Annotated in this window: 14 protein-coding genes; 6 read left to right on the forward strand and 8 right to left on the reverse strand. The window is 66.8% G+C overall.

The annotated features are described in order from the left end of the window. Position 1: 1 nt before the first annotated feature. Entirely contained in the window at positions 2–739 is a 738-nt protein-coding gene (locus ADAD_RS0109130) for a helix-turn-helix transcriptional regulator (protein WP_010412923.1), read from the reverse strand. Positions 740–809: 70 nt separating this feature from the next. Here ADAD_RS0109130 and ADAD_RS0109135 point away from each other — a divergent pair, with 70 nt between their 5' ends. Beyond that, positions 810–1,382, forward strand: coding sequence for a glutathione S-transferase family protein (locus ADAD_RS0109135; protein ID WP_010412925.1), 573 nt, complete (start codon positions 810–812; stop codon positions 1,380–1,382). A gap of 46 nt (positions 1,383–1,428) precedes the next feature. Here ADAD_RS0109135 and ADAD_RS0109140 read toward each other — a convergent pair whose 3' ends face one another. The 7 genes from ADAD_RS0109140 to ADAD_RS0109170 form a co-directional block, all read right to left on the reverse strand. Continuing rightward, positions 1,429–2,757 (reverse strand): cell wall hydrolase, encoded by a 1,329-nt coding sequence (locus ADAD_RS0109140; protein ID WP_237700800.1) that lies wholly within the window; start codon positions 2,755–2,757, stop codon positions 1,429–1,431. Between the two features lie 136 nt (positions 2,758–2,893). Further along, positions 2,894–3,562, reverse strand: a complete 669-nt coding sequence (locus tag ADAD_RS0109145; protein ID WP_010412930.1) for a LuxR C-terminal-related transcriptional regulator — start codon at positions 3,560–3,562, stop codon at positions 2,894–2,896. Between the two features lie 103 nt (positions 3,563–3,665). Next, a complete protein-coding gene (locus ADAD_RS0109150; protein WP_010412933.1) occupies positions 3,666–4,364 on the reverse strand; it encodes a nitroreductase in 699 nt (232 codons plus the stop codon). Positions 4,365–4,440: 76 nt separating this feature from the next. Further along, positions 4,441–5,244: a hypothetical protein gene (locus ADAD_RS0109155; protein ID WP_010412936.1), complete on the reverse strand. Its 804-nt coding sequence runs from the start codon at positions 5,242–5,244 to the stop codon at positions 4,441–4,443. Between the two features lie 56 nt (positions 5,245–5,300). Then, complete coding sequence (gene hemA, locus ADAD_RS0109160) at positions 5,301–6,524, reverse strand: 5-aminolevulinate synthase (protein ID WP_010412938.1); 1,224 nt, start codon at positions 6,522–6,524, stop codon at positions 5,301–5,303. An 85-nt stretch (positions 6,525–6,609) separates the two neighbouring features. After that, complete coding sequence (gene murI, locus ADAD_RS0109165) at positions 6,610–7,401, reverse strand: glutamate racemase (RefSeq protein WP_010412940.1); 792 nt, start codon at positions 7,399–7,401, stop codon at positions 6,610–6,612. Positions 7,402–7,434: 33 nt separating this feature from the next. Continuing rightward, the gene (locus ADAD_RS0109170) at positions 7,435–8,292 is read right to left on the reverse strand and encodes a sigma factor-like helix-turn-helix DNA-binding protein (RefSeq protein ID WP_237700801.1); all 858 of its coding nucleotides are present in this window, start codon (positions 8,290–8,292) and stop codon (positions 7,435–7,437) included. A 65-nt stretch (positions 8,293–8,357) separates the two neighbouring features. On the opposite strand from ADAD_RS0109170, the gene plsY reads away from it, so the two are divergent. From plsY to ADAD_RS0109195, 5 genes are all read left to right on the forward strand, one after another. Continuing rightward, the gene (plsY, locus tag ADAD_RS0109175) at positions 8,358–8,969 is read left to right on the forward strand and encodes a glycerol-3-phosphate 1-O-acyltransferase PlsY (RefSeq protein WP_033193268.1); all 612 of its coding nucleotides are present in this window, start codon (positions 8,358–8,360) and stop codon (positions 8,967–8,969) included. After that, on the forward strand, positions 8,966–10,063 hold the full coding sequence (gene dprA / locus ADAD_RS0109180; RefSeq protein ID WP_010412946.1) for a DNA-processing protein DprA: 1,098 nt from the start codon (positions 8,966–8,968) through the stop codon (positions 10,061–10,063). Before plsY ends, dprA begins: the two co-directional genes overlap by 4 nt. A 419-nt stretch (positions 10,064–10,482) precedes the next feature. Next, positions 10,483–11,697 (forward strand): vWA domain-containing protein, encoded by a 1,215-nt coding sequence (locus tag ADAD_RS0109185; RefSeq protein ID WP_237700802.1) that lies wholly within the window; start codon positions 10,483–10,485, stop codon positions 11,695–11,697. Between the two features lie 119 nt (positions 11,698–11,816). Next, positions 11,817–12,563, forward strand: a complete 747-nt coding sequence (locus ADAD_RS0109190) for a hypothetical protein (protein ID WP_010412949.1) — start codon at positions 11,817–11,819, stop codon at positions 12,561–12,563. Between the two features lie 12 nt (positions 12,564–12,575). Beyond that, complete coding sequence (locus ADAD_RS0109195) at positions 12,576–13,238, forward strand: hypothetical protein (RefSeq protein ID WP_010412952.1); 663 nt, start codon at positions 12,576–12,578, stop codon at positions 13,236–13,238. Positions 13,239–13,330: the final 92 nt, after the last annotated feature.

Genomic DNA, 13,330 nt, shown 5'->3' on the forward strand with positions numbered 1-13,330 from the left:
ATCAGGTGGCGGCGCGCCCCGCCTCCTCCCGTTCCGCGGCTTTCTGCGCTTCCCATTCGGCCATGCGCAGCGTCTTGTAGCGTCGCAGCATCTCCGCGCGACGCGGGCGGAAGCTGACCGTTCCGAGGTCGAGCCGTTCCATCCGGGCAACCTCGAAGCTGCGGTAGTCTTCCCGCAGCAGGCACCATCCGACCAGCATCAGCGTCGTCGGGCTGTACGACAGGCCGAGCGGCAGGATTTCGCGCTGTGTGACCCGCTCCTGCCGGTCGCGATAGGTAATCGTCACGCTCATCTCGTCCCAGCAGGCCTGGCGTAGCAGGTCGACATCGACCGCGATTTGCGGACGCTCTGCGGGCATGCGCCACGACCGCATGATCGCGTGCATGGACTGGCGCGCCTGACGGTCGGGCAGGGTCGCGATGATCCGCGCCATCGCATCGCGCCCGGCCTTCGCGAGCCGCTCGTCACCCAGCTCCTCCAGACTGCCGACCGCCAGCATCAGCGCTTCGGTTTCGAGGCGGGAGAAGCTCTGCGGGGGCAGCGCGGGGTCTTCGGTCAGCGTGTAGCCGTAGCCCGCCGCGCCATCGATCAGGACGCCGCCCGCGCGCAGCGTGGCGATATCGCGATAGAGCTGGCGCTCCGAAATCTCCGTTTCCGCCGCGAGGCGCCGCGCGGTGACGGGCGAGGGCAGCCGCCGGAGCGCGGCGAGCAGCCGCATCAATCTGTCCTGCCGCGCCATCGCTACTGCCTCTTTCTGTCAGGAGGGTGGGCATATCCCTGCGCCACCGCAAACGGAAAGGAAAAAGCACATGCTTACGCTCTATCACTCGCCCCAGTCGCGCTCCGATACGGTGGTCGATCTGGTCCGCATGCTCGGCGCGGATGTCGATATCCGCGAGGTCACCATCCGGCGGCAGGACGGCTCGGGCGCGCAGGACCCGGCCAATCCGCACCCGGAAAAGAAGGTGCCCTATCTCGTCGATGGGGACGAGCATGTGCGCGAGCGCGGGGCGATCATGCTCTACCTGACCGACAAGTACCCGCAGGCCAAGCTGGGCCCGCTGGCGGGCGAGGCCGGGCGCGGCGCGTACCTTTCGTGGCTGGCCTATTACCAGGGCGTGATGGAGCCGCTGCTGATCCTGCAATGGGCGGAGGTGTCGCATCCGGTCGTCACCGACGGCCTGGGCGACATGGAACGCATGCTGGGGACGCTGGCCACTCGGCTACGCCAAGGTCCCTGGCTGCTGGGCGAGCGGTTCAGCGCGGCGGACATGCTGCTGAGCTCTCCGTTCCAGTGGTTCGGCGATGCGCTGCCTGCCGGGCCGGAGGTCCGCGACTGGGTGGACCGGTGCGCGAAGCAGGTCAGCGCGCAGACAGCCTAGGCGCACGGATGCGGGAGGGCGCGCGCTCTCCCGCAAACTGCGTCGATCACGGCCGGGCGGAGGGCATGCACCGGCCCTCTGCCGGTTGGGCGAACAGGCGACAGTCGAAATAGATCGCTTCCGGATTGCCGTTGCGCGGCGCGAGATAGCTGAAGCGCAGCTGGCGGCGGGCATCGTTGGACAGCGGCAGTTCGGAGGGGATCGCGCCTGCCTCGCTCCAGCCATAGACCTGGCAGAAGCGCTCTCCCGGGCACAGGCCCCGTGCGCGTGCAATGATCGCACCGGGATCGTCGCCCGATCCCACGAGCACGAAGTGCGCGCCCGGTCCCGGGCCGGAGGGTTGGGGCGTGCTCGACTGCCTCTGCCGTTCTTCGCCTGCCTCGCGTGCACTCCTGCCGACCGTCTCTGCCGTGATGCTGCGCACTGCTGCATCGTCGGCGACCAGGCTGGGCAGTTCACCCATCGGACGATCGACCGCCTGCGCCACCGTACGCAGCGCCATGGGATCGGGCTCTCCGCCGCGATAGGTGGCCGACAGGGCTTTGGTGCTGCCCCAGAAGCCGCGCCAGCGGAAGAACAGGTGCGGGCCGACCACGGCGATCTTGTCCAGCTGGTCGCTCCACCACGGGTAGACGTAGTTGGCGTGGTAATGGGTCGCGTTGCCGACCGCCGCCTCGACCCGTCCGCCCAGCGCTTCCTCGGCCCTTTCGCGCGCGGCGCGCCACTGCGCCTGCGGGTAGGTGCGGGCCAGCGACCCATCGCAGGTGAAGGTGAACTGGCAACCGGTGGGGCGATGCGATCCCTGGTAGACCACTCCGCATACCGTGTTGGCGAAACCGGGGTGGCGCGTTCGGTTGAGGATCACCTGCATCACCGCGCGCTGGTCCGCATCGCCATAGCCCGCCTCCGCCATTGCAGCCAGGGCGAGGCAGTCGCGCGCCCGCGACCGGTCGGCGCCGTTGCCCGAAAAGCGGAAGGGCGGCGCGGTGCCCGGCCCTTCCTCAACAATCGCGACCGCAGCGTTGAGCGCTTGCGCGTCGTCAGGCTCCAGCTCGGACTGGATCGTGTCCGCATCCTCCCCGCTGGCGGGCAACGCCTCGACGGGGAGGGGGGTGGGGGAAAGCGGTTCCACCTGCGCGACGGGGGTTTGCGGCCCGGAGTGCGAGGCGCCTGCGATCGCCAGCCCGGCGAAGGCCAGCAGCAGGATTGCTCCAACGCCCACCAACGGGGTGTTCTGGCGCAGCCATGTCGATTGCAGGAAGTGCATCGCGCCTATGTAGCGCGCGGCGTCCGCATTGCTATCGGCGATGGATCGGCGTGCGTTTCGGATCGACGGATTGGTCGACGAATGCGGCGTTTCCAAAGGGTGCCACACGGCGGCGCGTCCGAGGCGGAGGCGGGACAGCTAGTACGAAGGACGGCCGGCCGCGTGGCATTCTGGAGATAGGAGCGCGACCGGCGCACCGGAACATGGACCTTCGCCCTAGGCCCTCAAGCCCGTAGCGAAGGCGCTAGATCCCGGCTTCCACCGCGACCCGGATCAGATCGGCCGAGGTGCGCAGCTCCAGCTTTTCCATCACCAGCTTGCGGTGCATCTTCACCGTCTTTTCCGACAGGCCGAGCGCGGCGGCGATCTGCTTGTTCAGCAGCCCGCTGGCCACCATCCGGGTCACTTCGAACTGCCGCGGCGAGAGCGTCTGCAGCATCGCGGAGGCGCGCTCGCGGCGGCTGGCGGCAAGCTGCGGTTCGTCGCAATCGATCTCCACCTGGCTGCCCAGAAAATAGAGCAGCTCGTTCGCCTCGTCGTAGATCGGCGCGACAAGCACGGCGTTGCGGAAGGGCGCGCCGCTTTTCTTGTAGTTGAGAATTTCGACCAGCACCGGCTTCTTCTCGCGCACGCCCGACCGGATTTTCTCGGTCAGCCACGGCTCGGTGCCTTCGCCCGCCAGGAAGCGGCAGTTGCGGCCGAGGATTTCGTCCGGCCCGTATTCGGTCAATTCGATGAAGGCCTGGTTGACCGCGACGATGGGATTGTCCTGCAGGCGCGGGTCGGAAACGACCGATGCGATCGGGCTCGTCTCGACCAGCTGTCGGACCCACTGGGCAGGTTTCGGGTTGGCGATACTGTAAGAACGGTCGCTCTCCGCGTCCCACGCGACCGCCGGTAATTGCTTGTCCATGCAGTTCTTATCGCTACCCCCGGCTGAAAATGCAATTGGTGCGCACGTTGGTCTGCCGGTTCGAACACCGGCCCGGCTCGCGCCCGGTGCCAGGCCCGCGCGCTCAGTCATCGAAGCCGATGAAGCGGGCCGTTTCGTCCAGAGGCCTGCGCTCCGAGATGACGGCATTCGCCGGGAAGTCCGGGTCCGGCCAGCCCATCGCAACGCAGATCATGATCACCTGGTCTTCCGGGATCTGCGCATTTTCGCGGACCACGGGGCTCTGCATGATGCCTTGCGAGTTGATGACGCATCCCAGCCCGCGCGACCATGCGGCGTTGACCAGCGCGTTGGTCACCGCGCCGCAATCGAAGGGCGCGATGTCGCTGCCCAGTATTTCGCGGTCATAGGTGACGACGATGGAAACAGGCGCGTCGAACTGGCGAAAGCCGCGCATCATCCAGTCCTGACGGCCGGCCTTGTCCTCCCGCTCGATCCCCATCGCGCCGAACAGCTGCTTGGCGACGGCGACCTGCCGGGCACGGTGGCTGTCGGGCGTATGATCGTGCCGCCGGAACTCGCGGCTGTCGGGCTGGCCCGCAAGGATGCCTTCGGTATTGCCCTGCCGGATCGCGGCCAGCGGATCGCCCGTGACGACCGTGAAGTTCCAGCACTGGTTGTTGTAGGACGAGGGCGCACGGGTGGCGAGGGCGATCACCTCCTCGATCAGGGCGCGCGGCACCGGCCTGTCCAGGAAGCCACGGATGGAGCGGCGGCCTGTGACGACCTCGTCATAGGTCTGGTCGGAGGAATTCTGAGACATTGACGAACCTGCGCCCCTTCTCGCGGGTGACCTGCGGGGAAGAGCGCGCGCCCTGGCCCGGCTCCCCCCTCGCGTTCTACTCGGCGCTGCGTGGCACCGTGCGGTGCTTCTCGAGTATCTTAGAGATTCTGCCGAGCGCCGCGCCGACTTTTTCGGGAAATTCGCCGGCGTTCAGCTCCATGGTGGTGTTGTGCGCGGTCGCCACGCGGCGGGCGTCGGCCCAGTCCTGCCCCATGTGAATGGCCCATTCGCGGAAGGCGTCTGCGGCATGGGGGTTGGGTTCCAGCGCCTTGGCCAGCGTGGGGTGGAAGGCCAGCTTGCCCGTGATCGGCAGCAGCGAGAGCGGGAAGGGCGCCTTGATGCACGACAGCGTGTCGTCGACGAAGATCGTGCCGCTGGGCCTGTGAAAAGCGAGTACGGAGGAGAAATGCACGTTCTCGTCCTCGCACACCATCTGCACGCCTTCGGGGATCGAAAACTCCAGCGCGTCGCCGAACAGACCGTCGAGCGCGCCTGCCTCGCAGTGCCCGCTTTCCCATTTGAGCTCGGGAAACTTCTCGTGATGGCGCTTCGTGCCGTAGAGCTTTGCGTCGGGGTAGGCCTTGGCCATCCATTCGCAGTGCAGCGTGTGGAAGGGGTGCAGGTTGATAATCGCCGCGACCTTGCGCCCGTTATCGGTCAGCGCGTCGACCTTGGCTTTCAGATCATCGTCCAGCGTATAGCTGTCGAGAAAGACGAACCGCCCGTCGGGCAGCTCGACCAGCGCGCAATGCGTGCCGAGGTCGAGAACCCCGCCGAGTTTGAACGATCCGCGGATGTGATGGAACCCGTCGCCGAAATCGGTGAGGGTGCCGGGCTTTACTTTTGTTATCTCTGCCATGCTGGGCAAGCGGTTCAAAAGCCGCTCGGTTCCGCAAAGGGGCCGATTTGTGCGGGCTACGCCGCCTGCCGCAGCTCCAGTTCCAGCCGGTCCCAGATCTCGGCCAGCGCGTCGACCAGTTCGCGCATCATGTCCTCTGTATGCGCGGGGCCGGGGGTGAAGCGCAGGCGCTCGGTGCCGCGGGGCACTGTCGGGAAATTGATCGGCTGGACGTAGACGCCGTATTCGGCGAGCAGGATGTCGCTGATCCGCTTCGCTTTTACCGGGTCGCCGACCATCAGGGGCACGATGTGGGTGGTGGAATCCATCACCGGCAGCCCGGCATCGCGCATGATCTGCTTGAGCAGAGCGGCGGCCGCCTGCTGCGCGTCGCGTTCCTCGCTGCTGGACTTGAGGTGCCGCACCGAGGCGAGCACGCCTGCGACCAGCACCGGCGAGAGCGAGGTGGTGAAGATGAAGCCGGGGGCGTAGCTGCGGATGCAATCCACGATCCGCTTGTCCGCCGCGATATAGCCTCCCATCACGCCGAAGGCCTTGCCCATCGTGCCTTCGAGGATGTCGATCCGGTGCGCCGCCTCGTCGCGTTCCGAAATACCGCCGCCGCGCGCGCCGTACATGCCGACCGCGTGGACCTCGTCGCAATAGGTCAGCGCGTTGTACTTCTCGGCCAGGTCGCAGATCGCGTGCAGCGGGGCGACGTCGCCATCCATCGAATAGACGCTTTCGAAGGCGATAACCTTGGGCGTGTCGGGGTCTTCGGCGGCAAGCAGTTCCTCGAGATGGTCGAGGTCGTTGTGCCTGAACACGCGCTTGGCGCAGCCCGAGTTGCGGATGCCGGCAATCATGCTGGCGTGGTTGAGCTCGTCGGAGAAGATCACGCAGCCCGGCAGCAGCTTCGCCAGGGTGGAGAGCGTTGCGTCGTTCGATACGTAGCCACTGGTGAAGATCAGCGCGGCTTCCTTGCCGTGCAGGTCCGCCAGCTCTGCCTCAAGCTCGATATGGTAGTGCGTGTTGCCACCGATATTGCGCGTGCCGCCCGAACCCGCGCCGACATCGTGCAGCGCCTCTTCCATCGCCTCGGTCACCTTGGGGTGCTGGCCCATCGCGAGATAGTCGTTGGAGCACCACACGGTGATCGGCTTCGGGCCGTTGTGGCCATGGAAGCAGCGCGCGTTAGGGTAGGCACCCTTGTTGCGCAGGATATCGATGAAGACGCGGTACCGGCCTTCCTCGTGCAGGCGATCGATCGCCCGGTCGAATATATGGCTGTAATTGGTCACAGTGCGAGCCCGTTTAAGCTGCAAAAACGGCAGATTCCAGCGCGATCTTTGCGAGTGATTCGCAAAGGTGCCGGATATTTTGCAATCAGAATTGCGTAACGCGCATGAGTCCATGGCGTTCGAGCATAGGGGCGAGGGCGGCCAGGCCTTGTCCATCGCCCGTCGCCACCGCGAAATCGCTGGTTTCGCGCACAAAGTCCTGCCCTTTGGTCAGCGAGGCGATGCGCCGGGCGATCCCCGCGGCCCCATCGACCAGTCTCACGTCTTCGCCGAACACCGCACGCAATTCTTCGGAGAGCAGCGGGAAGTGCGTGCAGGCGAGCACCAGCGTGTCGATCCGTTCGCTCCATCGGTCTGCCATAAGCTCGGCAACGGCGTCGGCTACGGCGGCTTGCACCGCTTCACCGCGCAGCTTCGCTTCCGCCGCCGCGACGAGGCCGGGTGCGGGGTACCTGACGAGCGTCTTGTCCCATGCAAATTCGCGTTCCAGCCGGTCGACATAGGGCTGGCGGATGGTGGCTGCGGTCCCAAGCAGCGCGATGACGCCCGTTGCGGTCAGCGCGGCGGCGGGCTTGATCGCGGGTACCGTGCCGACAATCGGGATTTCGAGCACGTCGCGCACCATGCCCAGCGCAATGGTGCTGGCGGTGTTGCACGCGATGCAGATGAGGCGCGGCTGATAGCGCTCCGCCATCCGCCCCAGCAGACCGCAGACCCGCGCGGCAACCTCCGCCTCGCTCTTGGTGCCGTAGGGCAGGCCCGCGAAATCGGCGGCGTAGATCACCGGCGCTTGCGGCATTGCTTTGCGAACTTCGGCGAGGATCGTCAGCCCGCCGACGCCGGAATCGAAGATCAGGATGGGGGCGGCGGGATTCATGCCCGGGCGGCATGGCCCCGCGCGCCCCTCCGGTCAATTCTCCGAAGGGTGCTGGATCTTCAGCACGCTGGTCCGCTCGATGCCGAGTTCGGCAAGGCTGGCGCGGCTCCAGCTGTGGTACTCGCGGAAGGAGATGCGCCCGTCGCCGTCGGTATCGGCCTCATCGTAAAACGCGGCGAGCTGTTTGGGATCGTCAGCCGCGCCGAGGACTACGGTGCCTTTGAGATCTTCGGCGAGTTTTTCGCCGGGAGCGCGATCCTGGAAAACCATCGCTTGCTCCGTGCCGCCGATTTCCGTTCCCGTGCCGCTATCTCGATCCTCGAAAGTCAGCGTGACGAAGGGCGATTCGGGCGCCTCCAGAAAACCACTGGCGTTCCTGTCGAGCTCATCGAAAATCCGCTCCAGATCGCCGTCCAGTTCGATCTCGCGAGTCTGGTCCGCAACTTGGGTAGCTTCGGAAGAGGGTGACGCCGGGGCGAGGGCGACGGCGAGAACGAGCGTAAGCAACATGGCAATACCTCCAAGGGCAATGGTCGGAAGTTGCCAGGCTTTGTGCGGAACGGCCGGCGGAGGAAGGTCCGGCGGACCGGTTACGGGCCGGTCGTACCCCTCGGCCTGAGCAAGAACCCGCGCCGCTTCGAGCGATGTCGCCACGTCCAGCTTGGCACGTGCCATCTTCAGCCGTTTCTCGACCGCGTGATGTGAAATGCCGAGCTCGAGCGCGATTTCCTTCGCGGTCTTGTGCTCGAGCCACAGTCGCAGGCACTCGCGCTCCTTCGCGGTCAGCCGCGCGATTGCCGCGTCCAGAGCATCGGTTTGCCGCCCGTCCATGCGATCGAGGCTTACCCGCAGCGTCGCGGCGCGCAAGGTACGGTCTGCTGGTACTCCCACCAATCCGGGCGCAATTGGCCACACGAGACTTCGACATGCGGCCTGACCGGGCTATGGGAGCAGGCATGGACACGTTACTCGCCGCGCTGATCGGCTACCTCCTCGGCTCGATTCCCTTCGGCTACCTGCTCACCCGCGCGGCGGGGCTGGGCGATGTGCGCGCGCAGGGCAGCGGCAATATCGGCGCCACGAATGTTCTGCGCACCGGCAGCAAGAAGCTGGCGGCGGCGACCCTGCTGCTCGACCTCGTAAAAGGTCTCGCGCCGGTGCTGATCGCGCGCGCGCTGTTCGACCAGCCCGATACGATGCCCGCTGCGGCCCTCGGGCCCGTGCCTGCCGCCGCGCTGTTCGCGGTGATCGGGCACTGCTTCCCGGTCTGGCTGAAGTTCAAGGGCGGCAAGGGTGTGGCGACCAATGCGGGTGTATGCTTCGGGCTCGCCTGGCCGCTGGGCCTCACCTACGCGATCGTCTGGCTGGGTGTGCTCGGCGGGGTGCGGATCAGCTCGCTCGCCGGGATGGCCGCGGTCGTGTGCGCCGCCATTGCCGCCGCCGTCCTCCAATACGAGGCCCTCGTCCCGGTCCTCGCGCTGATCGCGGCGCTGGTCCTGTGGCTCCACCGCGCGAATATCGGGCGGCTGGTGAAGGGCGAGGAACCCAGGGTCGGCGCCAGGAAATGAGCGCGCTGTCGCAGGCAGAAGCGTTTGCGCGCATCCGCCTGCTGCGCAGCCCCCGGATCGGCCCGGTCAGTTTCGCGCAGCTGCTCGCCCGCTATGGCAGCGGGGAGGCGGCGGTCGAGGCTCTGCCGGGGATCGCGAAGAAGGGGGGCGGGCACTATACGCTCGCGAAGCAGGACGCCGTCCGAAGCGAGATCGACGCGGTGAAGCGCCACGGCGCGCGATACCTGTTCCACGACCAGCCGGATTATCCGCAAGCGCTCGCCCAAAGCGACGGCGCGCCGCCGATCATCACCTACAAGGGCGATCTGTCGCTGGCGAGCAAGCCGGTGGTCGCGATGGTCGGCGCGCGCAACGCCAGCGCGGCGGCGGTGAAGCTGGCGCGCGAATTTGCATCGGCACTGTCCGCAGAAGGCTTCGTCGTGGTCTCCGGGCTCGCGCGCGGGATCGACGGGGCGGCGCACGAGGGCGCTTTCCCACGCACCATCGGCGTGATCGCGAGCGGGATCGAGATCGCCTATCCGCCGCAGCACGCCGACCTGCAGGAGCGGATTGCGAGCGAAGGCCTGCTGATCGCCGAACAGCCTCCGGGCACGGAGCCGCGCGGCAGCCACTTCCCCAGCCGCAACCGGATCATCGCCGGGCTGGCGCTGGGAACGCTGGTGGTGGAGGCGGCGGTGAAATCCGGCAGCCTGATCACCGCGCGGCTGGCGGGCGAATACGGGCGCGAGGTGATGGCGATCCCCGGCAGCCCGCTCGACGCGCGCAGCCACGGCTGCAACCACCTGATCCGCGAAGGCGCGGTGCTGGTGCAGGAGCCTTCGGACGTGGTCGAACTGCTCAGCAGTTTCGACGGCTCGCCGCGCAGCACCTTCCACGAACCGTCAGGCGCGTACGAAGCCGTGCCCGATGATATGGCGCAGGTGGAGCCTGCCGATATCGCAAGTCTGCTCACCAGCGCGCCGGTCTCGGTCGACGAGCTCATCCGCCAGTCGGGGACGAGCGCAGCGGCGGTGCAACTGGCGCTGCTGGAGCTGGAGATCGCCGGGCGGCTAGATCGGCATGCCGGGGGCAAGGTATCGCTGGCCGGTGGGTGACAGACCGCTCATTGCCGGTTCAGGAGTTTGGGTGACATTCAGGTTTTGCTCCAGGGATGATGAGGGGAAAATCGATGCGCAGATCTGTGGGCCTTCTTTGCGGTATTGCCATGCTGGCTCCAGCTCCGTTCGGCGCACCGGCGCTCGCGCGGGAAGCCCCCGCCGCGACGGGTGCGAGCGCGAGGGAGGGCTACTGCCGCACGCCCGCTCCGTTGCCCGACCTCGGGACCGAGCCTGTGCCCGAGCAGCGGCCCGGCCCGCTCACTTCGGCAGAAGGGTCGGCCGGGAGGGCGAAGGAGGTCGCGCCAGGCTCCAGCCCGCCGCCTCCGTCGGCACCGCCGCCTCCGCCTCCGTCTCCGCCTCCGCCTCCGCCTCCGCCGCCTCCTTCCCTCTCCTCGGAAGCCGAAGCGGGAAGCATCGTGGTCACCGGGTCGGCTGCACGAGCGGTGACGGTTTCGGACTCCGATGGCGGCGAAAGCGCCGAATCCTCGGCCCCCATGCCGCCGGGGCCACGCCTTCCCCGTCCGCAGAGCGGATTGCTGACGGCGGGCGAGCATGACGATCTTCTCAACCCCGAACTTTACGCCGCCTATGTCGCGCGCTCGAACGTGGGGCAGGGCGGAGCGCAGGTGCCCGTGCTCGACACCGCGCGGCTGTTCACCGTGGAGGTGCGCGACCGGGCGGGTCGGGCGATGCCGTTCGAGACGGTCGAGCTGCGCTGCGCAGACGGCAATTCGATCGAACTCGACACCGTCGCCGATGGCAGCGTGGTGTTCTTCCCCGAACTCGACCGCCTGAGCGACAGGGTATGGGTCCGCGCCAGCGGCGGGGAATGGCGTTCCGCGACGATCTCTGGCGCGCCGGGCGGCCAGACGCTGCGGATTACCGGGAAAAAGCAGGCGCAGGCGGTGAAGAAGCTCGACCTTGCGCTGGTGATCGACGTCACCGGCTCGATGGGTGACGAGATCCGGTTCCTCCAGGCGGAGCTCGAAACCATCGTAACCGCGCTGGCCAAGCGCCACCCGCAGCTGGACATACGCGTGGGTTTCACCTTCTACCGCGATCAAGGCGATGATTTCGTCACGAGAACGGTGGGCTTCACCGGCGACATGGCGGCGGCGCGCCAAACGCTGGCGGCCCAGTCCGCGAATGGCGGCGGGGATTATCCCGAGGCGATGCAGGAAGCTCTGGTGCGTGCAGCCAATCTGGACTGGCGCGAGGATGCGGTGAAGTCGCTCCTGCTCGTCGCGGATGCGCCGCCGCATGACGAAGACGTGCCCACCGCCTGGCTTGCGGCCGAGCATCTGCGTGCCAATCGCGTGCATATCGTGCCGGTGGGCGCATCGGGTGTCGCGGACCTTGCCGAATACGTCATGCGCGCAATGGCGGCGGCTACGCAGTCGCGCTATACCTTCCTCACCGACGACAGCGGCATCGGCAATCCGCACGCACCGCCTGCAATCGATTGCTATCTCGTCACCCGGCTCGACCAGTTGCTGCGCCGCGTGATCGACAGCCAGATTTCGGGCCGCCGGATCGAACCGGAAAAGGACGAGGTGATCCGCAGCGTCGGACAGTACGACGCGGGCCGCTGTGTCCTGCCCGCGGATTTCGGGCAGGACCGGGAGAGCTAGGGGCTGCCCGCCTGCCTGCCCCGATTGGCGAGCCGGTCCGCCGGTCGGTCTAGGTGAGCCTTTCCTCCGTCCGATCGCCGCGATATGTGCTGGCGCAGGGGATTGGACAGGGGGAATAGATGGAACGCGAAGCAGACGTCAGCGGCATACTCGGCCAGACGGTGGAGGTGCTCGGCGCGGCGGGCCGCGCGGTCATTACCTATGTGGTGGTTCTGGGCCTGTTCAACGGCGCCGGCGGGCTCTTCGGGCTTGCTTCCGCAGACGATAACTTCTTCTCTGCGCGGTTCACGGACACAATGTGGGAAACCCAGACTTCCAGCGCGCTCGAGGCGCTGTTCGGCGTCTGCAGCATGGTGCTGTTCGTGATCGCCAGCTATGTGCTGCTGACGCAGATGATGGCGGCGACGGGCCGCCCGATGCGCAATGGTGCGCGCTTCTGGAGCTTCGTCGGCATGTCGATCCTGGCGATGATCGGCGTGATGATCGGCTTCGTGTTCCTGGTCATTCCCGGCATCATCGTGCTGGTACGCTGGTCCGCCGCCAATGGTTTCGTGCTGACGGGGGAGCACGGGATTACCGGAAGCCTGGGCGCGAGCTGGGAGGCGACCGACGGGCATGGTCTGTCGATCTTCGGCGCGGGTCTGGTGGTCTGGATCGGGCTGGCTGTGCTCAGCAGCGTCGTCCTGGGCGTTGCTTATGCCGGGGTGGGCGGCGGCGGGGGCTCTTTCTCGCCCCTGTTGGGGCTCGCAACGGCGATTTCGGGACTTACCGAGGCTTTCGGCAACGCGGTCAGCTTCGCCTTCAGCATCGCGGTGTTCCACCTCGTGGCACCGGCCGACACGAGCGTGGCGGACGTGTTCGAGTAGGTACGGACCGGAATGGACAAGAATATACCCTTTGCCGCGCAATCCGCCGCGATTTTCGGCGAAGCCTGGCGGCTGATCCTCGCGTCGCCCCTGGCCGTGCTGCTCTATCTCGCGCTGATGATCGGCGGTGCGATGCTGGTCGACACGAACGACTGGGGCGAAGGGGCGGACTTCGCCATCCTTGCAGTCGATATCGGCGCGACCTTCGCGCTGACCATGATCCTGATCGTCGAAGGGGTGCCGGGCGAGCGCATGGGCAGCAGAGGGTTCGGCACCTATTTCGGCCTCTCTTTTCTGACGGGCATCGCTATTGGCGCCGGGTTTCTGCTGCTGATCGTGCCGGGCCTGTACCTGTGGGCGCGCTGGGCGCCCGCCTACGGCTTCGCCCTGGCGGAGGACATGGATGTCTCCACCGCGATGGGCGAAAGCTGGGACGCGACACGCGGGCATGTCGTGCCCATCCTGCTTGCCATGCTTGTCCCCGCTGCTGTCAGCATGGCAGGCGCGCTGGCCTTCCTCCTCGTCATCGACGAGTACGCTGCGGTTTCATGGCCGCTGGCGCTGGGTGGCAACGCGCTTGTCTACCTCGGCAGCGTGCTGAGCACCGCGGTAGGCCTGGCAGTCTTCTCGCTCCTGGCCCGCAGCGGCGGGGCCAAGGCGGAGGTTTTCGAATAAATCCCGCGATCGGGCGCTTGCCCGCTTGACGAAATGCGTATCCGATTCCCACTCTCGCGCGTACGTACACGTGAAGGAACGCCCCCACTCTT

Origin of the sequence: Citromicrobium sp. JLT1363 (genome assembly GCF_000186705.1) — a bacterium.
Classification (GTDB): domain Bacteria; phylum Pseudomonadota; class Alphaproteobacteria; order Sphingomonadales; family Sphingomonadaceae; genus Alteriqipengyuania.